The organism is Halorubrum sp. SD41 (assembly GCF_058630335.1).
The window spans coordinates 15,329-36,548 of sequence record NZ_JBZVGZ010000014.1; the positions used below are offsets into that span (position 1 = coordinate 15,329).

21 protein-coding genes and 1 pseudogene are annotated in these 21,220 nt (G+C 68.9%); 4 read left to right on the plus strand and 18 right to left on the minus strand.

Annotated features, from left to right (window positions below; all coding sequences use genetic code 11):
• Positions 1-479 precede the first annotated feature (479 nt).
• The 3 genes from AC4NMM_RS08020 to AC4NMM_RS08030 all read right to left on the minus strand — a co-directional run bounded on the left by AC4NMM_RS08020 (position 480) and on the right by AC4NMM_RS08030 (position 3,009).
• The gene (locus AC4NMM_RS08020) at positions 480-1,637 is read right to left on the minus strand and encodes a DUF63 family protein (protein ID WP_096393195.1); all 1,158 of its coding nucleotides are present in this window, start codon (positions 1,635-1,637) and stop codon (positions 480-482) included.
• A 102-nt stretch (positions 1,638-1,739) separates the two neighbouring features.
• A complete protein-coding gene (locus AC4NMM_RS08025; protein WP_096393194.1) occupies positions 1,740-2,189 on the minus strand; it encodes an Lrp/AsnC family transcriptional regulator in 450 nt (149 codons plus the stop codon).
• A 55-nt stretch (positions 2,190-2,244) separates the two neighbouring features.
• Entirely contained in the window at positions 2,245-3,009 is a 765-nt protein-coding gene (locus AC4NMM_RS08030) for a 4-phosphopantoate--beta-alanine ligase (protein WP_096393193.1), read from the minus strand.
• A 120-nt stretch (positions 3,010-3,129) separates the two neighbouring features.
• On the opposite strand from AC4NMM_RS08030, the gene AC4NMM_RS08035 reads away from it, so the two are divergent.
• Complete coding sequence (locus AC4NMM_RS08035) at positions 3,130-3,366, plus strand: DUF7999 family protein (RefSeq protein WP_096393192.1); 237 nt, start codon at positions 3,130-3,132, stop codon at positions 3,364-3,366.
• A gap of 79 nt (positions 3,367-3,445) precedes the next feature.
• Here AC4NMM_RS08035 and AC4NMM_RS08040 read toward each other — a convergent pair whose 3' ends face one another.
• From AC4NMM_RS08040 to AC4NMM_RS08100, 13 genes and pseudogenes are all read right to left on the minus strand, one after another.
• Positions 3,446-5,146 (minus strand): acyl-CoA mutase large subunit family protein, encoded by a 1,701-nt coding sequence (locus tag AC4NMM_RS08040; protein WP_491924035.1) that lies wholly within the window; start codon positions 5,144-5,146, stop codon positions 3,446-3,448.
• Positions 5,147-5,239: 93 nt separating this feature from the next.
• Positions 5,240-6,067: pseudogene (locus AC4NMM_RS08045) on the minus strand (universal stress protein); the annotation flags it as partial.
• A 66-nt stretch (positions 6,068-6,133) separates the two neighbouring features.
• Positions 6,134-6,574: a universal stress protein gene (locus AC4NMM_RS08050; protein ID WP_491924036.1), complete on the minus strand. Its 441-nt coding sequence runs from the start codon at positions 6,572-6,574 to the stop codon at positions 6,134-6,136.
• 63 nt (positions 6,575-6,637) lie between these two features.
• On the minus strand, positions 6,638-8,206 hold the full coding sequence (locus AC4NMM_RS08055) for a TrkH family potassium uptake protein (RefSeq protein ID WP_096393188.1): 1,569 nt from the start codon (positions 8,204-8,206) through the stop codon (positions 6,638-6,640).
• A gap of 115 nt (positions 8,207-8,321) precedes the next feature.
• Complete coding sequence (locus AC4NMM_RS08060; protein ID WP_096393187.1) at positions 8,322-9,830, minus strand: TrkH family potassium uptake protein; 1,509 nt, start codon at positions 9,828-9,830, stop codon at positions 8,322-8,324.
• A 1-nt stretch (position 9,831) separates the two neighbouring features.
• The gene (gene trkA, locus AC4NMM_RS08065) at positions 9,832-11,169 is read right to left on the minus strand and encodes a Trk system potassium transporter TrkA (protein ID WP_096393186.1); all 1,338 of its coding nucleotides are present in this window, start codon (positions 11,167-11,169) and stop codon (positions 9,832-9,834) included.
• Positions 11,170-11,268: 99 nt separating this feature from the next.
• Positions 11,269-12,162: a mechanosensitive ion channel family protein gene (locus AC4NMM_RS08070; protein WP_491924037.1), complete on the minus strand. Its 894-nt coding sequence runs from the start codon at positions 12,160-12,162 to the stop codon at positions 11,269-11,271.
• Positions 12,162-12,407 (minus strand): YhbY family RNA-binding protein, encoded by a 246-nt coding sequence (locus AC4NMM_RS08075; protein WP_096393184.1) that lies wholly within the window; start codon positions 12,405-12,407, stop codon positions 12,162-12,164. The genes AC4NMM_RS08070 and AC4NMM_RS08075 overlap by 1 nt, the downstream gene beginning before the upstream one ends.
• Positions 12,408-12,502: 95 nt before the next feature.
• Positions 12,503-12,949, minus strand: coding sequence for an SHOCT domain-containing protein (locus AC4NMM_RS08080; RefSeq protein WP_096393183.1), 447 nt, complete (start codon positions 12,947-12,949; stop codon positions 12,503-12,505).
• A gap of 77 nt (positions 12,950-13,026) precedes the next feature.
• A complete protein-coding gene (locus AC4NMM_RS08085) occupies positions 13,027-13,533 on the minus strand; it encodes a DUF5797 family protein (RefSeq protein ID WP_096393182.1) in 507 nt (168 codons plus the stop codon).
• Positions 13,530-14,834, minus strand: a complete 1,305-nt coding sequence (gatA, locus tag AC4NMM_RS08090) for an Asp-tRNA(Asn)/Glu-tRNA(Gln) amidotransferase subunit GatA (protein ID WP_096393181.1) — start codon at positions 14,832-14,834, stop codon at positions 13,530-13,532. The genes AC4NMM_RS08085 and gatA overlap by 4 nt, the downstream gene beginning before the upstream one ends.
• Positions 14,835-15,143: an Asp-tRNA(Asn)/Glu-tRNA(Gln) amidotransferase subunit GatC gene (gene gatC, locus AC4NMM_RS08095; RefSeq protein ID WP_096393180.1), complete on the minus strand. Its 309-nt coding sequence runs from the start codon at positions 15,141-15,143 to the stop codon at positions 14,835-14,837.
• 101 nt (positions 15,144-15,244) lie between these two features.
• Entirely contained in the window at positions 15,245-15,649 is a 405-nt protein-coding gene (locus tag AC4NMM_RS08100; RefSeq protein WP_394338336.1) for a DUF5788 family protein, read from the minus strand.
• A gap of 336 nt (positions 15,650-15,985) precedes the next feature.
• Between AC4NMM_RS08100 and AC4NMM_RS08105 the strand changes: the two genes are divergently transcribed.
• Positions 15,986-17,329, plus strand: coding sequence for an RNA-guided endonuclease InsQ/TnpB family protein (locus AC4NMM_RS08105; RefSeq protein ID WP_096393178.1), 1,344 nt, complete (start codon positions 15,986-15,988; stop codon positions 17,327-17,329).
• A gap of 47 nt (positions 17,330-17,376) precedes the next feature.
• On the opposite strand, the gene AC4NMM_RS08110 is transcribed toward AC4NMM_RS08105, so the two are convergent.
• Together AC4NMM_RS08110 and ribH are read right to left on the minus strand one after the other, a co-directional pair.
• Complete coding sequence (locus tag AC4NMM_RS08110; RefSeq protein WP_491924038.1) at positions 17,377-18,531, minus strand: pyridoxal phosphate-dependent aminotransferase; 1,155 nt, start codon at positions 18,529-18,531, stop codon at positions 17,377-17,379.
• Between the two features lie 28 nt (positions 18,532-18,559).
• Positions 18,560-18,964 (minus strand): 6,7-dimethyl-8-ribityllumazine synthase, encoded by a 405-nt coding sequence (ribH, locus tag AC4NMM_RS08115; protein ID WP_096393176.1) that lies wholly within the window; start codon positions 18,962-18,964, stop codon positions 18,560-18,562.
• A gap of 553 nt (positions 18,965-19,517) precedes the next feature.
• On the opposite strand from ribH, the gene msrA reads away from it, so the two are divergent.
• Both msrA and AC4NMM_RS08125 read left to right on the plus strand, forming a co-directional pair.
• A complete protein-coding gene (gene msrA, locus AC4NMM_RS08120) occupies positions 19,518-20,057 on the plus strand; it encodes a peptide-methionine (S)-S-oxide reductase MsrA (RefSeq protein ID WP_491924039.1) in 540 nt (179 codons plus the stop codon).
• Between the two features lie 482 nt (positions 20,058-20,539).
• A complete protein-coding gene (locus AC4NMM_RS08125) occupies positions 20,540-21,220 on the plus strand; it encodes a metallophosphoesterase family protein (protein WP_491924040.1) in 681 nt (226 codons plus the stop codon).

A 21,220-nucleotide genomic window follows, 5' to 3' on the forward strand; every position in this document is an offset into this window, starting at 1 on the left:
GGAGCGGCGTCGAATGACCAACCCCGGCGCGTTCTCTGAAAACTGCTTATAAATTGTCGGCGGTGGCGTCGCCGGCGGCAGAGCCGCCGGCTGCAAGAGGCGCGTCGCGCCTCCCTGCGTGCCGACGAGCGCCCGCAGGGCGCGAGTCGCACGCGCGAGGGACGCGGCGAGCGAGGGCGACCGAAGGGAGTCCCGAGCGAGCCGCGAGGCTGGGGAGGCGTGAGGCTGCGGTGCGGGGCGGGACTCAAAGGGGCAGCCGTGAGGGCGTCGTAGGCGACGCAAGGACCGCAGAGAGCGAGCGGAGCGAGCGACCGAGGACCGCAGCGAGCGTACGACGCCCTCACGGCTGGGGCTTTGGAGGTGTTCGCTGCCGATCCGCTATCGGCAATTTATAAGCGAGCCGCTGAGGGGTTGGACGTGTTCGCAACGCCACCCACGGGAATCCCTTATAAATAACAAACCGAAGCCGAATCGGCTACTTAAACCCCGAACGTCGCGCGCAGCATGTCCCGCGTTCCGGGTCCGAGCCCCACGGCCAACACCGTAATAAGCAGCAGCAGCGTGTACCGCGGCGACTCCTCGTACATCTCGCCGTTGAACACCCAGACGACGAACGTCGCGGCCGCGAGCTTCACGAGGAGGAAGGGCCACGCGTCGCCGGTGACGGCGAGGATCGAGTCGGGGAGCAGGCGCCCGGTCCAGTCGACGATCAGCGCGTTGACGACGTGCTTCGGCACGAGGTTCGGGGTGCCGGTTAGCGCGGGCATCCAGTTGAGCCCGATCACGTTCGCGACGCCGTCGATCGCGTGCCCCCAGATGATCACGATCCCCGCCGCGCCGGTCCCCTGCCGGATCGTCGGAATCCGCCGGGTCGCGATCGCCCACGTGACCGCGGTCGCGGCCGTCGCGATGACGAGCGTCGGGACGAGCACCTGCGGGTAGAAGGTGACGTAGTCGGTCGTGGCCGCGAGATAGGACAGGTAGCCGACCGCGAGCGCGAGCCCCGCGGTCCCCGACGCGAACAGCGGGCGCGCGTAGTCGTCGACGATGTCCCGGCGTTCGAGCCCGTACGCCGCGAGGACGCACGCGAGCGTGAACAGGAACACCGTGAAGTAGATGAACGGGCTGATCAGCACCGCGCTGGCCGGGAAAGCGATTAGGGGTTCGACCCCGGCGTCGGTCGCCGCCACGCCCGCGTCCTCGACCGTCCGCATCGCCCCGCCGAACAGCATGAACGGGAACAGCGCGTAGAAGAAGCGGAGCTCCGTCGCGATGTCGAGCCGGCGGAGGAGGAAGACGACGCCGATCAGCATCGCCAGGAGGATCACCACGTAGCTCACCGTCGAGAAGGTGGTGTACCCCGGCGACGCGACGACCTCGCCGGCGCTCCGCGCCGCCTGACACGCCGCGCTGCTGCCGAGCAGCTCCGTGGTGCCCCCGGCCTCTCGGACCGCGCACTGCGCGCCCTCGCCGTCGGCGACGACCGGCCCCCAGAAGTAGCGCCAGAGGAACCGGTCGTAGACGACGCGCGGGAAGACGACCGACCCGACCGCCAAAAGCGCCGTGACGCCCCCGACGACCGCCGCCCACGCGCGCTCCGGCGACGGGTCGAACCCGTCGGCCACTCCTGTGCTCATGGTCACCGTTCGGGGAGGTCCCGAGTTGAGCGTTCCGGTCGCGCACGAGCGGGACGGTCGCACACGAACCGGACCGCCGGACGCCGCCCGCCACGCGTCCGCCTACAGCGGCGGCCCGGGCTGCTCGTAGTCGGTCCCGAGGATGACCATCGTCTGCGAGCGCGAGAACCCCTCGGTCTCCGCGATCCGATCGAACATCAGCTCGCGGAGCCGGTCGGTGTCGGCCGCGACGACCCGGAGGATCACGTCCCACTCGCCGGTGGTGAGGTGGATCTCGCGCACGCCGTCGATGCCGCGGAGCCGGTCGAGCGCGTCCTCCTCGCGACCTTGCTCGACGCGCAGGCCCACGAACGCGCCCACTCCGTACCCGACCGCCTTCGGGTCGATGTCGGCGTGGTACCCCCGGATGACGCCGGCCTCTTCGAGGCGACTCACTCGGTCGTGGACGGTCGCACTGGACATGTCGATCCGGCGCGCGACCTCCGAGAACGGGGTCCGCGCGTCCTCCTGGAGGATCCGCAGGATCGCCCGGTCCGTCTCGTCGAGTTCCATACCGACTGTTAGGGGCGGCGCACGCTTTTGCCTTCCGGCGGGGGCGACCGTCGAACTACTCCGGGTCCGCGTCCGCGAACGACCCCTCGCGGATCGCCGCCTCGGCCGCGTCGAGCGCGGCGTCGGCGTCGAACTCGTCGCCGATCCGCTCCAGTTCAGCGGGCGTCGCGTCCGCGAGGTCCTCCGCGTGCGCCGTCACGTTCGGCACCGCGCGCAGCAGGTTGTCGACGATCGGCACGTCGGCGGTCCGCGGCGAGCGGCTTCCCGGGTTGAGGTCGACGACGATCTCCGTCTTCCCCATCGCGTCGAGCGCGGCGGCGCGGTCGCCGTCCTCCAGGGGGACCACGACGACGTCGGCCGCCTCGATCCCGTCGGCGTCGACGACGCCGCGCGCGTGGTCGAGCCCGGGGATCTCGCCGTCCCCGGCGAGTCCCTTCACCTCCTCGGCGCCGTGCTCGCGGAGGTGGTCGGCGATCCGGCGGACGCGCTCGTCGGTGTGGTTGAACAGGTTCACCTCCAGGTCGGCGCCGACCGCGTCCGCGAGGGCGACCGTCTCCGCCGGCGCGAGCGCCGCGACGTTACCGTTGACCGAGATCACGGGGCGGTCGGCGAGCAGGAGCGTCGCGGCCGCGGCGCGCGCGGCGTCGTCGGCGCTCGGGAGGGTGCGCTCGCCGAGGAGGTAGTCGAACGCCTCCCCTCTTCCCTGCGCGATCAGCCCCTGCTTCGAGGTGATCCCCTTCTCCACGCCCGCCTCGATCCGGTGGCGCGTCACGAGCGACGCGTACCGCGGGTGGTCCTCGGGGATCTCCGTCTCCGTCATACCCGAGCGAGGCGACGGGCCGATTAAAATGGACCGTTCGCGGCCGGGTGACGGGTGCGTGCGGCCGCGCCGCCCACCCGGACAACTGTTAACAAGGAACACTACGTAGCTCGACTCGGGATGGACCGCACAGGCAAGTACACGGTCGTCGACGCGTGTAACGACCACGGAGCGATCACGCTCCGCGAATACCCGCGCAACGGGACGCTGTACGTCGTCGAGTACGACGACCCCGACGTGGAGGCCGAGCTGTCGTCGCTCGACGCCGGCTCGGTCGTCGAGCTCGACCTCCGGCGGGCGGGCCGCCGGGGTAACGCGTGGTGCGCGGAGTCCGCGCGGCCGGTCGAGACGGCGTAAGGGAGGTCTCGTAGCGCCGCCCGCGCTCCCCCGCGGGACCGCCGTCGGTCCGCCCCGTTTCACGCTTCCTCGTCCGCGGTCAGGCGACGCCGATCCGCTCGCGGTACGCGCCGTGTTCCGCCTCGAACACGCCCATGATCTCGCCCATCGTCGCGTACGCCTTCACCGCCGCGACGACCGCGGGCATGACGTTCTCGCCGGCGTCGACGGCGTCGCGGAGGTCGTCCAACGCGGCCTCGACCGCGTCGTCGTCGCGCTCGGCCTTCACCGACTCCAGCCGGTCGAGCTGGCGCTCCCGAGTGGTCTCGTCGACCTTCAGGAGGTCCGGCCGGGTGTCCTCCTCGATCTCGTAGGCGTTGACGCCGACGACCGTCTCCTCGCCCTCGTCGACGCGCTCCTGGTACTCGTAGGCAGACTCCTGGATCTCGCGGTGGAAGTACCCCTGCTCGATGCCGCGGAGGACGCCGTCGCGCACGGAGCCGTCGCCCATCTCTCTGATCTCCTCGATGTACTCCATCGCCTCCGCCTCCGTCTCGTCGGTGAGGCTCTCGACCGCGAAGGAGCCGCCGAGCGGGTCGACGATGTCGGCCGCGCCCGACTCCTCGGCGATGATCTGCTGGGTGCGGAGCGCGACGCGCACGGCCTGCTCGGAGGGGAGCGCGAGCGCCTCGTCGAAGGAGTTCGTGTGGAGGCTCTGGGTGCCGCCCAGCACGCCCGCCAGCGCCTGGATCGTGACGCGCGCGACGTTGTTCAGCGGCTGCTGGGCCGTCAGCGACTGCCCCGCGGTCTGGGTGTGGAACTTCAGCCGCTTCGACGCCTCGGCCTCGGCGCCGTACCAGTCCTCCATGACGTTCGCGTAGATCCGGCGCGCGGCGCGGAACTTCGCGACCTCCTCGAACAGCGAGTTGTGCGAGTTGAAGAAGAAGGAGAGCTGCGGGGCGAACTCGTCGACGTCGAGCCCGCGGTCGAGGCACGCCTCGACGTACGCGAACCCGTCGGCGAGGGTGAAGGCGAGCTCCTGGACCGCGGTCGACCCCGCCTCGCGGATGTGGTAGCCCGACACCGAGATGGGCTTGAACTTGGGCGTCTCCGCGACCGCGAACTCGATCGTGTCGGTCACCAGATCGAGGGAGGGCTCCGGCGGGATCACCCACTCCTTCTGCGCGATGAACTCCTTGAGCATGTCGTTCTGGAGGGTCCCCCGAAGCTCCTCGCGCGGAATCCCGCGACGGTCCGCGAGCGCGACGTACATCGCGTAGATCACCGGCGCACTCGGGTTGATCGTGAAGGAGGTCGACACCTCGGCGAGGTCGATGCCGTCGAACAGCACCTCCATGTCGCGGAGGGTGTCGACCGCGACGCCCTCCTTGCCCACCTCGCCGAGCGACATCTCGTCGTCGGAGTCGATCCCCATCAGCGAGGGCATGTCGAAGGCGGTCGAGAGCCCGGTCTGCCCCTCGTCGATGAGGTAGCGGAACCGCTCGTTGGTCTCCTCGGCGGTGCCGAACCCCGCGAACTGCCGCATCGTCCACGTGCGACCGCGGTACATCGTCGGGTAGACGCCGCGGGTGTACGGCGGCTCGCCCGGGAAGCCGAGGTCCGTCTCGTAGTCGAGGTCCGCGACGTCCTCGGGGGTGTAGATCCGGTCGACCTCGCGGTTCGAGACGGTCGCGAACCGCTCCTTCCGCTCGCCATGGCGGTCGAGGGTCGGGTCGAGCGTCTCCGCCTCCCACGACTCCTTCGCCTCGCGGATCTCGGAGAGCTCCTCGTCGTCGTACATACCCCCGGGTACCCGCCGGTCGCGTATAAATATTCATTATATTCTGAAAGGAGGCGTCGGCCCGGGCGGCACTCGTCGACTGAACCCGCGCCCTCAGCGCCCGCCGAACAGCCGCTCGCGGAGCGACCGCGACGAGGGGGACTCCGCGAGCAGCACCGGCGCGTCGAGCCGCTCGATCGCCGCGGACGCGAGCGACCCGCGGACGACCCGCGAGAGGAGCCCGCGCTCCGTGGCGCCGACGACCACGAGGTCGTACCCCGCGCCGACCCGTTCGATCGTCGTTCCGACGTCGCCCGCCTCGATCCGCAGGTCCGCGTCCACGAGCCCGTGGCCGTCGGCCCAGTCGGCGAGGAACTCGCGACCCGACTCCTCCTCGCCCTCGTCGACGACGTGGAGCAGCGACACGTCCGCGCCGGAGACGTCTCGGAGCGCCAGCGCGACCTCCGCGGAGAGGTCGGAGGAGGGCCCGCCGGCGGTCGGCACGAGCACCTCAGAGAGGTTCAGCTGCTGGCCGTCCAGCACGAGGAAGTCGCAGGGGAGGTCGCGGGCGACTTCGTCGAGCGACCCTTCGACGCGCCCGCCGGCGAACCGGGCCCCGCCGTACCCCATCACGACGGCGTCCGCGTCGTTCGTCCGCGCGGCGTCGAACACCTCCTCGATCCCGCGGTGCGAGAGGATCGTCTTCGTCTCGACGGGCGCGTCGAACGCCGCGGCGTCGTCGACGGCGGCGGCGAGCAGCGCCTCGGAGGAGTCGTCGAGCCGCTCTCTGTTCTCCGCGGCCGTCTCCAGCGACGTCTGGTCGGGAACGGTGACGACGTGGACGGCGAGGAGACGGCCGCCCCTGTGCTCGGCAAGGGCGCCGGCGAGCGCGACGAGCGCACCCTCCGTCCGCGGGTTCGAGAGCGCGACCATGACGGTGGGGCGGTCGTCGGTCGGCGTCATCGGTCGGACCCGGTCAGCGCTCGGAGGCGAGGCGACCTCGGCCCCTCATTCGTCCGCCTCCGCGCGCGGGAGCGCGACGACCGGAACCGGCGCGTCGGTCACGAGCTCGGTCGACAGGTCGCCCGAGAGAAACTGGACGAGGCGGTTCCCGCCGCGCGAGCGGTACGCGATCGCGGTCGCGTCCACCTCCTCGGCGGCGTCGAATATCGCCTCGACCACGTCCCGGGCGTACGCGGTGTGTTCGCTCGCGTCGGGAAACACCGTTCGGACCGCCGCGTACGACTCGGCGGCCAGCTCCTCCGACTGCTCGACGGGCGTCTTGTCCGGCACCCCGTCGCCCTTCTCGACGACGTGGAGCGCGGTCACCCGCTCCGGGTCGTACGGTTCGAGCGCCCGCGCCGTCGCCAGCGCGTCGTCCTCGTTCGCGACCGGGAGGAGCGCGTGGCCGAGCAGGTCCTGACCGCCGGCGTCGTCGGAACTCGTCATACGGACACCACTCTCCTCGTCGGTTATGAAGATACGCTCTCGGAGCCGGGTCGAGAGAGCGGCCTACCTCCCGTCGACCCCGGAGATGAACACCGCGAGTACCGGGACGATCTCCAGCCGGCCGATCCACATCAGGAATATCATCAGCAGCTTCGAGGAGTCCGGGAAGAAGAGGTAGCTCCCGAACGGTCCGAGCCGGCCGAACCCGGGCCCGATGTTCCCGATGGTGGCGAGCGAGGCGCTGAACGACTCCAGCGCGGTGAGCTGCGTGCCGACTCGCGCGGCGTCCAGCGAGAGGAACACCGCCGAGACGGCGAGAAGCACGAGGTACAACAGCGTAAACGCCATGATCCCGCGGATCGCGTCCTCGTCCACGACGCTCCCGCTGAGCCGGACGGGCTGGACGACGTCGGGGTGCGCCGAGGTGAACAGCTCGCGGCGGATCGCCTTCGCGACGATCAGCCACCGGACGATCTTGATACCGCCGCCGGTCGAGCCGGCGGAGCCGCCGATGAACATCGCGAACAGCAGCAGCACCTGCGCGTGCGTGTCCCACTGCGCGAAGTCCGAGGTGGCAAACCCGGTGGAGTTCAGCAGCGAGCCGATCTGGAACGCTGCCTGCCGGAGCGCGTTCTCCGTGACCCCCTCCGTGGCGCCCCCGATCTCTAAGACCGGCGCGGCGCCGCGGAACAGGAGGACGGCGAGCAGGGCGGTGACGACGGCGAGCGCGCCGGCGTACGTCCGGAACTCCGCGTTCTCCAGCAGCGTGTCGACCTCGCCGCGCAGCACGTGCCAGAACAGCGCGAAGTTGACGCCGGCGACGACCATGAAGGGGATGACGACCCACTGAACGGCCGCGGAAAAGTACCCGATGCTTTCGGCCTGCGGCGAGAACCCGCCGGTCGGGAGGGTGGAGAATCCGTGCGCGACGGCGTTGTACAGGTCCATGTTCGGCGCCATTCCAACGAGGTGGAGCCCGTACAGGACCGCGATCATCAGCACGGTGAACCCGAAGTAGATCAGCCAGAGCGCGCGCGCCGTCTCCGCGATCTTCGGCGTGAGCTTCTGGAGCTCCGGGCCCGGCGCCTCCGAGTCCATCAGCTGCGCGCCGTTGACCGCGACCTCCGGGAGGATGGCGATCATCAGGACGATGATCCCCATCCCGCCGAGCCACTGGGTGAGCTGGCGCCACATCAGCACGGCGTGGGAGTGCTGGTCAGTGCTGATCTCGCCCAGCACCGTCGCGCCCGTCGTCGTGAACCCGCTCATCGACTCGAACAGGGCGTTGACGATCGATTCGGTGAACGCGCCGACCGACCCGGTCTGGAGCCCGATCGTCGACGCCGTGCCGTAGCCCGCAAGCAGGTACGGGATGGTACCGATGACCGCCGCCGCGAGCCACGCGAGCGAGACGAACAGCAGCGCCTCGCGGGGGCCGAGGTCGGGGTCGGCGTCGACACGTTCGATCGCGAACCCGACCCCCGCGACGAGCGCCATCGAGACCAGGAAGACCCAGACGTCCTCGCCGTACGCGACGGCGACGACCAGCGGGACCAGCAGCGTGGCGGCCAGATACTTGATTCCGACGCCGAGAAGCCCCACGCTCGCCTTCCAGTTGACGCCCACCGACATAGTCACTCGATCGATATGGGAGTCGCCCGTTCGCTGTATTAAACTGTCGAACGGCGGACGGCGCGGGCGGTCGCGACGCGTCGCGGCCGCGGTCGGGGAGGGGGTGGGGCGGGGCTCAGGAGGTCCAGAACGCCTTCGTGAACAGCACGAGAACGGGGATGATCTCGATCCGACCGATCCACATTAAGACGATCATCACTGCCCGCGTGCTCATCGGGAACGTCGCGAACGTCCCGTACGGCCCGGCGTCGCCGAACGCGGGGCCGATGTTGAGGAACGTCGTCGCCGCGGCGCCGAGCGCCTCGAACTCGGTGACCGGGACGTCCGCCCGTTCGGCGTCGACGACGATGACGATGGCGAGCAGAAAGAATATCACGATGCTGAGGAGGAGGTACGCGTAGATATCGCGGATCGCGCCCTCGTCGATCGGCTTCCCCGAGATCCGGACCGGTCGCACGGAGTCCGGGTGAATTGCGGTGTAGAGGTTCCGCTTGAACGACTTCAGCGCGACCAGCCACCGCAGCGACTTGATCGAGCAGGTGGTCGACCCGACCATCCCGCCGACGAACATCCCCATGAACAGCATGTGTTTCGCCGCGGGCGCCCACTGGACGTAGTCGGTGCTGGCGTACCCCGTCGTCGTCACGACCGACGCGACGTTGAAGACGGCGTGCCGGAGGGTCGCCTCGGGACCGTAGGCGATGCTCGGATCGAGGAAGAGGCCGAGCGCGACGACCGACGCGAGCGTCCCCATCGCGCCGAGGTAGAAGTGGAACTCCTCGTTCTTCAGGAGGCGCATCGGCTCGCCGTTAATGGCGAAGTAGATGAGCACGAAGCTGGTCGAGCCGATCACCATGAACGGGACGACCGCCCACTGGATCAGTGGGTGGAACGCACCGACCGAGAGCGGCTCCGGCGAGAACCCGGCGGTCGCGACCGACGTGAACGCGTGCGCGACGGCGTTGTACAGGTCCATCTGCGGGTCGACCGCGAGCCCGAGCAGGAAGTAGACAGCTATCGCGAGCCCCGTGAGGCCGAAGTAGATCCCCCAGATCAGCTGCGCCGTCCGCGAGATCTTCGGCGTGAGCTTGTTGACGTCCTGGGTCTGCGACTCCGACTCCATCAGCTGTGCCCCACCGACCCCGATCTCGGAGAGGACCGCGGTCGCCAGAATCAGGATGCCGAGCCCGCCGAGCCACTGGATCACCTGCCGCCACATCATGACCGAGCGAGAGTGGAGCGAGAAGTCTCGGAGGACGGTCGCGCCGGTCGTCGTCAGCCCGCTCATCGACTCGAACATAGCGTTCACCGGGTTCGCGACCGTGCCGACACCCGCCACGACGAACGGGATCGCGCCGACCGCGGCGACGAGGAACCAGATCAGCGCGACCGCGAGGAACGCCTCGCGCGGTCCGAGGTCCTCCGCGGGGTCGCGCGTCCACCGGAACGCCGCGCCGAGCGCGAGCGAGACCGCGATCGCCGCGAGGAACGGGACCGGCGACTCGCCGTAGTAGACGGCGATCAGCAGCGGGAACGCCAGCGGGACGGGGAGGGCGGCGAGGACGTCGCCGGTGAGCCCCACGCTCGCACGCCAGCCGACGCGGATGCGGGACCCTCCGGACATCTCAGGCCATCGAGGCGATGTCGCTCACCGAGTCGGACTCGACGAGCAGGATGACGTGGTCGCCGGCCTGGAGGACGGTGTCGCCCCGCGGCGTGACGAGTTCGCGGTTCCGGGTGATCGCGCCGATGACGAACCGCACGTCGCTGTCGGCGACGATCTCCGAGATGGGTCGCCCGACGAGCCCGCACCCCTCGGTGAGTTCGAGTTCGAGGACCTCCGCCTGGTCGTTCTCCAGCACCGCGATGTTCTCCGCGACGCTCTCGTAGGTGAACCGCGTGATCTCCTCGGCGGTCACGGTGCGGGGGTTGATCGCGATATCGATGCCGATCTCCTCGAAGACGGTGACGTAATCCGGGCTGTCGACGACGGCGATCACGCGGTCGACGCCGAGGCGCTTGGCGAGCACCGAGATGAGCAGGTTCTTCTCGTCGGACCGGAGCGCGGTGACGACGATGTCGGCCTCGTCGACGTGCTCGCGCGAGAGGAACTCCGTGTCGGTCGCGTCGTGTTCCATCACGACGGTGTCCGGGAGGTTCTCCGCGAGCCAGCGCGCGCGGTCGGGGTCCTGCTCGATCAGCCGCGGCTTGAACTCGCGCTCCTCCAGCAGCCGGGCGGTCTGGTAGCCGATTTCGCTGCCGCCGACGACGACGATCTCGTCCGCGCGGTCCGGCGTCGTCTCCGGCGCGACGTCGGTCGCGAACGACTGGACGCTCTCGGGGCTGCCGATCACCACCGCGCGGTCGCCGACCGTGATGCCGGTGTCCCCGCGCGGAATGGTCATCTCGCCGTTTCGGAACAGGCCGACGAAGGTGAGCGACTCGAAGCGGTCCGCCTCCGAGACGGTCTGTCCGGCGACGGGGCTCCCCTCCGCGATCTCGAACTCCGCCATCTGGACCAGCCCGCCCGCGAACGGGTCGACGTCGACCGCCGCCGGGAGCCCGATGACCCGGACGATGTTCTGCGCGGTCAACAGATCCGTACACACCATGAAGTCGACGCCGAACGCGCCCTCGTTCCCCTCCCACGTGCGCAGGAAGTCGGTGCTCTTCACGCGGGCGATCGTGAACCCGCCGCCGAGCGTCTTCGCGGTGCCGCAGGCGACGAGATTCGTCTGGTCGTCGTCGGTACACGCGATGACCATGTCCGCGCGGTCGACCTCGGCGGCCGACTGGATCTCCGAGGACGTGCCGTCGCCGGCGATGGTGAGGACGTCGAGTTCGTACTTGAGCTGCTCGGCTCGGTCCGGGTCGACGTCGACGACGACGACCTCGTGGTCCGACGCGAGACTCGCGGCGATGCTCGTCCCGACCTCGCCGGCCCCGATGACGACCACGTGCATGGGCACACCCAGTTACCGGACCCTCAAGTTCGTTACTATCGACCCCGCCGGGCGCGGCCGATCCGTCAGTCGCCCCCGCCGAACGACGTGACGGGGCGTTCAGTCGCCCCCGCCGAACGACGAGGGGTCCGTCCACTCGTTGCGCCCCGAGACGGTCCGCTGCGGGAACGGGATCGAGATGCCCTCCTCGTCGAACCGCGCCTTGACCGCCTTCACGTAGTCGGCGCGCGCCTTCACGAAGTCGGCCCGCGACGGGTCGTCGATCCAGATCCGCGACTGGAGGCCGACGTAGGAGTCGGCGAGTTCGGTCAGCCGGACCGACGGCGCGGGGTCGTCGAGGATCGCGTCGCTCCTCTCGGCCTCCTCGACGATGATGTCCGTCGCCTTCTCGACGTCGTCCTCGTAGTCGATCCCGAAGACGAACTTCAGCCGGAGCGTCTTCTTCGCGACCGGGTTCTTCACCACGTCGCTCGTCAGGGCGTGGTTCGGCACCGTGAGCAGCTCGTTGTCGAACGTGCGGACCCGGGTGACCCGGAAGGAGATGTCCTCGACGACCCCCGAGTTCCCGTTCCACTCGATCCAGTCGCCGATGCGGAACGGCTTGTCCGTATAAATGAACACGCCCGCGACGAAGTTCTTGATCACGTCCTGTAAGGCGAAGCCGATCGCGAGCGTCGCCGCGGCCGCGATCGTCGCCAGCGAGCGCAGGAACCCCTGGTAGCCCGCCGCGCCGAACGCGACCGTGACGCCCGCGAACAACACGAGGAACGCCACGATCTTCTGGAGCGGCCGCCGCGCGTGTTCGTCGAGCCCCTGCCTGTCGAACACCCGCTGCGCGAGCGGGGCGACGACCGCCTTGTAGAGGACGTACGTCGCGACGACGACGGCGAGGAAGATCGCGGCGTCGACGACGATACCGGTCGCCGGCCCGAGGTACGGCTCCAGCGTCCCCGCGATCGCGAGCGGCCCGAGCGGTCCCGCGGAAGCGCCCATCAGTGGAGCACCGCCGTGTTCCCGCGGGTCTCGATCAGGTCGGCGCCGACCGCGTCGGCGAGTTCCTCCGCGAGCTCGTCGGTCGTGGTCCCGCCGCGGGCCGCTCGGAGGAACTTCACCTTCACGAGCTTGGCGTCGTCGAGCTGGTCGGACGTTTCGTCGACGACCGCGTCGACGCCCTTCTTCCCGACCCAGACGGTGACGTCGAGGTCGTGCGCCTCCTTCCGCAGTTCCTGGTCGCTCATACGCGGACGAGTCGGCCGCGGGCATTGAAGCTTGAGGTTCGGCCGCGCCGGCGGGAGACCGCCACGGTTCCGATCGCCGCGACCCGGTCCTCGCGTCACCGCTCGCGCTCGGCGTCGCGCTCCCGGTCTGCGGACCGGTTACGCTCGGCCCACTCCGCGGCGTCCTCCGGCGTCTCGGTCTCCAGCAGCCGGTCGAGCTTGCGCTCGAACTGCTCGTCCGTGAGGTCGCCGTTCGCGTACCGGGTCCGCAGCCGCTCTAAGGCGTCCGTGGTGTCGCCCGTCGCCTCGTCGCGCTCCGCCGCCTCTCCCCGCTCGACCCGGACCGACCCGGAGTCGGACTCGACGTACACCGACTCGGACTCCTCCTCGTCGAACAGCATCGAGACGATCGGGACGATCACGATGTACCCGAACAGCATGAACGGGAGCCACCATTCAGCGTTGAGGAGCAGCGCCGCCAGCCACGTCCCGGTCACCACCATGGCGGCGATGCCGCTCGCGTTGCGGCGGAAGCGCTCGCGGAGGGTCTCGTCGTCGGCCATCGGGGTAACGGTCTCCGTCGCGGTACAAAATCGTGTCGGCGGACGGAAGTGTCGCAGACCGCACCGCGTGGCGGGGTCTACTCCTCGATTTCGACCGTTATCTCGTCGCGCTCGACCGCCAGCCGGAACGTCGGCACGGTGCGGTAGACGACCTCGACGACGTTCTTGCGTTCGAGGCTGCGGAGCGCGCGCCGCACCGCGTCCACCTCGGGGTCGGCGTCGAACGCCTCGCGGAGCGCGTTGAGCACGCTGACGACCGACTGCGAGCGCTCGTCGGGGCCGGCGAGCACGTCGACCACCCGCGACTCCAGCTCCGGGACGCGGATCGTCTCCGGGACGGCGCCGCGCGCGACCGCGTCGGGCTCGATCCCGGGCTCGACGTCGACGAGGTCGTTCGCCTCCGCCGTCGCGCGGATCAGGCTGTCGTCGTCGCGGTAGTAGTACTCCTTCAGGTGCTCCTCCAGGTAGCCGTGGACCTCGCTGCCGCTCTCCATCTCCCAGGCGTCCCGGAGCTCGCCGTTCTTCGTCGGCTGGAGGCGGACCACGTCCGCGAGCCGCCCGCGTTCCTCCTCGGTGAGGCTCATCGGCCCTCGACCGCGCTCGCGGCGCGAACGATCGTCTCCTCGCCGAACTTCGGCCCGACGAGCTGGAGCCCGACCGGGAGCCCGTCGGCCTCGCCGGCGGGCACCGAGACCGCTGGGAGGTTCGCGAGGTTGACGGGGGTCGTGTTCGCGTCCGCGAGGTACATCCGCAGCGGGTCGTCGAGGCTCTCGCCGAGCTCGAAGGGGAGGACCGGCATCGTCGGCGACGCGATCACGTCGACGTCGTCGAACGCGTCCTCGAAGTCCTGTCGAACCCACGCGCGGGCGTCCTGGGCCTTCTCGTAGTACTTGTCGTGGTAGCCGGCCGAGAGGGCGTACGTGCCGAGCAGGATCCGGCGCTTGACCTCCGCGCCGAACCCCTCCTCGCGGGTCTCCGCGAACGACTCGTTCCAGTTGCCGTCCGACTCGGCGCGGTTCCCGTACCGCACGCCGTCGAAGCGCGCGAGGTTCGAGGAGGCCTCCGCCATCGCGATCACGTAGTACGCCTGGACCGCGTGCTCGACGGAGGGGAGCGAGATTTCGGTCGTCTCGGCGCCCCGCGCTTCGAGGTCGTCGATCGCGGCCTCGACCGTCTCGACGACGCGCTCGTCGGCGCCCTCGAACAGCTCCGCGGGGACGCCTATCGTCATCCCCTCGACGTCGCCGTCGGCGGCCGCGGCGTAGCTCGCGTCGGGGTCGGCGCCCTCCACGTCCGCGAGGTCGCGCGTCGTCCCGTCGTTCGGGTCGTCGCCGGCGATGACGTCGAGCGCGGCGGCCGCCTCCTCGACGGTGCCCGCGATCGGCCCGATCTGCTCTAATGAGTTCGCGTAGGCGATGAGCCCGTACCGGGAGACGAGCCCGTAGGTCGGCTTGATCCCGACGACGCCGCAGAACGCGGCCGGACAGCGCACCGAGCCGCCCGTGTCGGAGCCGAGCGCCACGTCGGCCTCGCCCGCCGCGACCGCGGCCGCGGAGCCCCCGGAGGAGCCGCCCGGGACGCGGTCGGTGTCGACCGGATTTCTGGTGGGACCGAACGCGGAGGTCTCCGTCGTCGTCCCCATCCCGAACTCGTCCATGTTCGTCTTGCCGACGACGGTCGCGCCCGCCTCCGTCAGCCGGTCGACGACGGTCGCGGAGTACGGCGGGACGTAGTCGGCCAGCATCTCCGAGCCGCAGGTCGTCCGGATCCCCTCGGTGGAGATGTTGTCCTTCACCGCGACGGTCGCGTCCGCGAGGGGGCCGTCGGCGTCGTCGGCGCCCTCGATCCGCTCCTCCGTCACGAAGGCGTTGAGGTCGGCCGCCATCTACGACACCTTCGGCCCGACGAAGAAACCGTCCTCGGTCTCCTCGGCGTTCGCGAGCGCCTCCTCCTGCGAGAGCCCCGCCTCGATCTCGTCCGGGCGCATCACGTTGACCAGTTCCTCCTCGCGCTCGGTCTCGGGGACCTCGTCGAGCGCCTCGAAGTACTCCAAGATGTCGCCGAACTGCGCCGCGAACTCGTCGACCTCGTCGTCGGCGAGCCGCACCCGCGCGAGGTCGGCGACGTGTCTGACCTCCTCGGCGTCGACGGCGGGCTCGTCCTCGCCGTCGTCCGACGCTGCGGTGTCGCTCATACCCGAACGTACCACGCGGGCGGCGAGTAAGGGTTTCGGAAGGGGGCCGACGAGGGAGCGGTATCGTCCCGGCGGACGAGCGGTGGCGTCCCGGGGGACCGTCACCGCACCTGGTCGACGAACGCGAGCCAGCGCTCGTGGCCCGCCAGCGTGTCGGCGTGGTGTTCGTCGGCGAACCCCGGGTGCCGGATCCCCTCTAAGGCGTTGAGCGCGCGGTCGATGCCGATCACCTCCTCGGCGAGGGTCTCCGCCGTTTCCGGGTCGATCGGTTCGGCCTCCAGCCGTTCGACGCGGCGCTCCCGCTCGCTCCGGAGGGCGTCGCGCGCCGCCGTTACCTTCCGGTCGAGCGCGGGCGGAACGGTGTCGACCTTCCGGGTCTCGACGATGAACGCGGAGAGGTCGACCGCCTCGCCGTGGATCTCAACCTCGTCGGGGACGCTCGCACCGATCGTCGCGCCCTGGCTGTTCACGCGGTCGAGGAGGGCCTCCCGCTCCGCGTCGGTGATCGGGGATTCGTCGGAGTCGCTCACAGGGGTGGTGCGGGGCGCGAGGACAAAAACCGTCGGGGAGTCCGCCTACGGGTAGGCAAGGAGAGAGCCCACAGCTTTAGTCGTGGGGCGAATCCGACAATTACTGTAGCACGTGCGAACTACGCTATTGCTGGATATTCAACTCTCCAATTCATCCAATCCTGCCTCTAGCACTTCGGTGTATGCCTCTGAGAGTCCCATTTCGTTCGCTTCCGCGTAGTCTTTGATCCGCCCACCAAGCGTGTGTGAAATATCTATGTTTGGACGCATGACAAAAAGACTTTAAGACTAAAAGTATAATAACTTACCGTCGTGAAGCGTACCAACACGTTCGCAGTACGTCCGCTTTCCGAGGACGGAGAGCGGCTGCTGCGAGACCTGTTGGACGCTTCCGCTGCTCTCTGGAACGAAGTCAATTATCAGCGCCTCATGCGGTACAACGACGAAGAGGGGTTCGAAGGCGACGTGTGGGGCGCCGATACGGGCCACCTTGAGGGCAAGTACAAAGGCGTTCTCGGTGCGTCCACCGCCCAACAGGTAATCCGGACGAACAGCGAAGCGTGGCGAGCGTTTTTCCGTCTGAAAGAGCAGTACCACGACGCCTCGAACACCTCCGTCACGAGCCACCCCGAACCGCCGGGATTCCGTGGCAACGAGGACGACGGTCGTCAACTCAAGACCGTCATTCGCAACACGTCGTACACCGCCGAATGGGGCGAGCGCTCCCGACTGGAGATACTGGTTGGGAGCGAATTGAAAGACAGATACGACCACACCGGCCGTTTTCGGCTCGAGATCGCTGGCGACCCCAATTGGCCCTACTACGAGAAACAGGGCCGGTTGGACCTGTGGTATGACGAGACCGACAACACCTTCCGAGCTTCGCAGCCCGTGACTGTTTCTGACGAGACACGGGCGACTCCACTGGCTGGTGAAACGGCCGCTCTGGATATCGGTGCGAACAATCTCGTCGCCTGTACCACGACGACCGGCGAACAGTATCTCTACGAGGGTCGCGACCTATTCGCTCGCTTCCGCGAGACGACACAAGAAATCGCCCGGTTACAGGCTAAACTCGAAGCAGGTCGACACAGCAGCAAGCGCATCCGTCGGCTGTATCGCAAACGCACTCGGCGCCGCGATCACGCGCAAGCAGCGCTGTGTCGCAACGTGATCGAACGGCTGTACGCCGAGGGTGTCGACACAGTGTATATCGGTGACCTGACCAGCGTGCTAGAGACGCACTGGTCGGTCGAGGCGAACGCTAAGACGCACAATTTCTGGGCGTTCAGGAAATTCGTGGACCGACTTGCTTGTACCGCCGAAGAGTACGGGATCTCGGTGGAGATGCGGTCGGAAGCGTGGACGAGTCAGGAGTGCCCGCAGTGTGGGTCGACGGAGCGAACCACACGACATCAGGAGACGCTGACGTGTCCGTGCGGGTTCGAGGGACACGCGGATCTCACGGCGTCAAAGACGTTCCTCGAGCGGCAGACGGAGCAAGAAGTCAGGCCGATGGCACGGCCCGTGCGATTCGAGTGGGACGACCACGACTGGTCGGGGACACCACACCCTCACGACAGTCCCAAAGAAGCGCGCACAGACCGGAGTACCGTCGACAGAGACGGGAAAATTGCCTCCGGGGAGATGGCATAGTCAATATCCCGCGAGAGGAATCCCACGGCTTCAGTCGTGGGAGGATGTCAAAGCAGGTCGTTCGCGACGAGCCGGTCGACCGCCTCGCGCAGGCGCTCCTCGCTCGCGGCGTAGGAGATCCGCGCGTAGCCGTCGGCGTTGAACGCGCTGCCGGGGACGCAGGCGACCGACGCCTCCTCGATTGCGCGCTCGCACCACGCCTGGTCGTCCGAATCGACCGGGATCATCATGTAGAAGGCGCCGTCGCCGACGTCGACGTCGACGCCGTGCTCGTCGAACAGGTCGACGAGGAGGTCGCGGCGGGACTCGAACGCCGCACGCATCTCCTCGACCGACTCCTCGGTGTTCTCTAAGGCCTCGATCCCCGCGCGCTGGACGAAGTTCGTCGCGCAGGAGACGGAGTGGGAGTGGAGCTTGCCCGCCTCGCCGACGAACTCGTCGGTGGCGTGGAGGTAGCCCAGCCGCCAGCCGGTCATCGAGTACGCCTTCGAGAAGCCGTTGACCGTGACGGTGCGGTCGGCCATCCCGTCGAGGCTCGCGAGCGAGGTCGGCTCGACGCCGTACGTGATGCGCTCGTAGATCTCGTCGGAGATGACGGCGACGTCGTGTTCGACCGCGAGGTCGCGGACGCCCTCCAGCGCGGCATCCGAGAACACCGCGCCCGTCGGGTTCGACGGGGAGTTGACGACGAGGAGCGCGGTGTCGTCGGAGATCGTCTCGGCGAGCTCGTCGAGCGCGGGCTCCAGCTGGAAGCCGTGCGGCGCGAGGTCGACGCGAGAGAGGTCGCCGCCGGCGAGCTTCGCCATCGCCTCGTAGGAGACCCACGCCGGGTCCAGCAGGACGACCTCGTCGTCCTCGCTGATCAGCGTCTGGAACGTCTCGTACAGCGCCTGCTTGCCGCCGGGGGTGACGATCACCTCGTCGGCGTCGGCCTCGACGCCGTTCCCGCGGAGCTTCGCCGCGATGGCCTCCTTGAGCTCGGGGACCCCGTTCGAGGAGGTGTATCCCGTGTGGCCCGCGTCGAGGGCCTCCTTGCCGGCCTCGACGACGTTCGCCGGGGTGTCGAAGTCGGGCTCGCCGACCGAGAGGTCGACGATGTCGGCGCCCTCCGCCTCCTTCTCCGCCGCGAGGTTCGATATCGCCAGCGTCGCGCTGGGCTCTACGCGTCCGATCCGCTCCGAGAAGTCGTATGCGTCGCTCATGTGTCGTGTGTAGTCGGTCGTGTTTCGGTCAGTCGAGCGCTTCCGCGAGGTCGATCGCGGCCTCGGCCGCGTCCGCGCCCTTGTCGATCCGCTCGCGCGCCTCCGCGCCGGACATTCCGGGGCCGCTCACGCCGAAGGTGACCGGCGTGTCCCGGTCGAGGCTCACCTGCGTGAGCTTCTCGGCGGTCGCGTTCGCGATGACGCGGTCGTGGTCGGTGTCGCCGGTGACGATGGCGCCGACGACCGCGACCGCGTCGACGTCCTCGCGCCGCGCGAGCCGGTCCGCGGCCAGCGGGCTGTCGTACGCGCCCGGCACGCTCAGTTCGTCGACGACGACGGCGTCGCGGTCGGCGGCCGCCTCCCGGGCGGCCTCGGCCATCGGCTCCGTGACGGAGTCGTTGAACCGCGCCACCACCAGTCCCAGCGAGACCATACGCGAACTGGCGGGGGAGACGGCAAAGGTCTACCGTTCGACCGCAGGGTTGCCGGGCGAACGCGTTCGGGGACGGGTCCCGGACGGGCGGACGATCGCTTATAAATAAATCTGCGGTGGCGCGCGCCTGCGAGGCCGCCTCGCGGCCGAGCAGCATCGCGCGAGGGAGTCGCTGGCACCCGGAGCGAAGCGGAGGTTGCCAGCGACGAGGTTGGGGAGGCGTGAGGTGCGGTTGCTGTGCGGTGCGGGGTGGGACTCGAAGGGGCAGCCGTGAGGTGCGCGCAGACGACGCAAGCACCGCAACGAGGGAGCGAACGGAGTGAGCGACCGAGTGAGGAGCACAGCGAGTGTGCGCGCACCTCACGGCTGGGGCTTCGGTGGTGTTCGTGTCGATCAGTTATTTATAAGAATCACTGCCATATCGCCGAGCGTCTGGGGCTTCGGTGGTGTCCGCCGTCGATCCGGCATCGACCAGTTATAAATAATCGAACCAGTCCACCCTCACGTCTCGCGCCACGCGTGATTAATACGTCTGCGACGCCTACGCGTCGCTATGACGGACACCGAGACCGCGACGGTCGGCGGCGGCTGCTTCTGGTGCGTCGAGGCGGCGTTCAAGGAACTCGACGGCGTCGAAAGCGTCACCTCCGGCTACGCCGGCGGCCACGCCGACGACCCCACCTACCGCGAGGTGTGTTCCGGCAACACGGGCCACGCCGAGGTCGTTCAGGTCGAGTACGACCCCGACGCGCTCTCCTACGAGGACATCCTGGAGATTTTCTTCACCGTCCACGACCCGACGCAGCTGAACCGGCAGGGCCCGGACGTCGGCAGTCAGTACCGGTCGATCGTGCTCTACCACGACGACGAGCAGCGCCGGCTTGCGGAGGAGTACATCGCGGCGCTCGACGAGGAGGGCGGCTACGACGACGACGTGGTCACCGAAGTCGAGCGGCTGGGGACGTTCTACCGCGCCGAGGAGAAACACCAGGACTACTTCGAGAAGAACCCGGCCGACGCCTACTGTACGATGCACGCGCAGCCGAAGGTCGAGAAGGTCCGCGAGCGCTTCCGCGAGAAAGTGAAGGCGTAAGGATTGAAACGGAATCCCGTCGAGGATCCAGTCGATCGCTTATAAACGACTGACAGTAGATCGGCGGTGACCACCGCCGAAGCCCCAGTCGCTCGCTTATAAATATTCGAATACAGATCGGCGGTGAACACCGCCGAAGCCCCAGTCGCGAGGGCGGCGCACGCTCGCTGCGCGCTTCGGTCGTTCGCTTCGCTCACTCCCTCCAGTGCTTACGTCGCCTGCGCCGCCCTCGCGACTGCCCCTTCGAGTCCCACCCCGCCCCGCACAGCACCGCACCTCTCACCTCCCCAGCCTCGTCGGCCTCCCTGCGGTCGGCCGACTCCCTCGCGCGCGCTCCTCGCGGCCGCCTTCGGCGGCCACTCGGAGGCACGCGCCAACGCGGATCGTTATTTAAACTTCTCTCGAAACCCCACGCCCGGTCACCCGTCCAACGAACCGTCTCGCCACAATCTATTCCCTCCCGCCGGTCGAACGATCACTCGATGAAGATCGGCCTCATCTCGGACGTCCACGCGAACCTCCCCGCGCTGGAGACGGTGCTCGACGACATGCCCGCCGTCGACCGGATCTACTGCGCCGGCGACGTGGTCGGCTACAACCCCTGGCCCGCCGAGTGCGTCGAGCGCGTGCGCGAGGTCGCGGCCGCGACGGTGCGCGGGAACCACGACCGCACCGTCGAGAGCCCGGAGCGCTACGCCGCCAACCGGATGGCCGAGGCGGGCCTCGAACGCGCGAAGGCGTCCCTCTCGGACGACCAGCGCGAGTGGATCGGCGCCCTCCCGCGCGCGGAGACGTTCGCGGGCGACCGGTACCTGCTCGTCCACTCGCACCCCGCGGCCGAGCGCGAGGACGCCTACGTCTACCCGGAGGAGTTCCCCACCCTCGACCGCCACATGGGCGAGTACGACGGTATCGTCCTCGGCCACACCCACGTTCAGGGACTCCGGGGGGTGGCCGGCGGGTTCGTCCTCAATCCGGGGAGCGTCGGCCAGCCGCGCGACGGCGACCCGCGTGCCGGCTACGCCGTCCTCGACACGACGGCCGAGGGGACCGACGCGGTCGAGACGCACCGCGTGGCGTACGACGTCGACCGCGTCGCCGAGGCGGTCCGCGAGGCGGGCCTCCCCGAGACGACCGCGGAGCGCCTCTACGAAGGCAAGTAG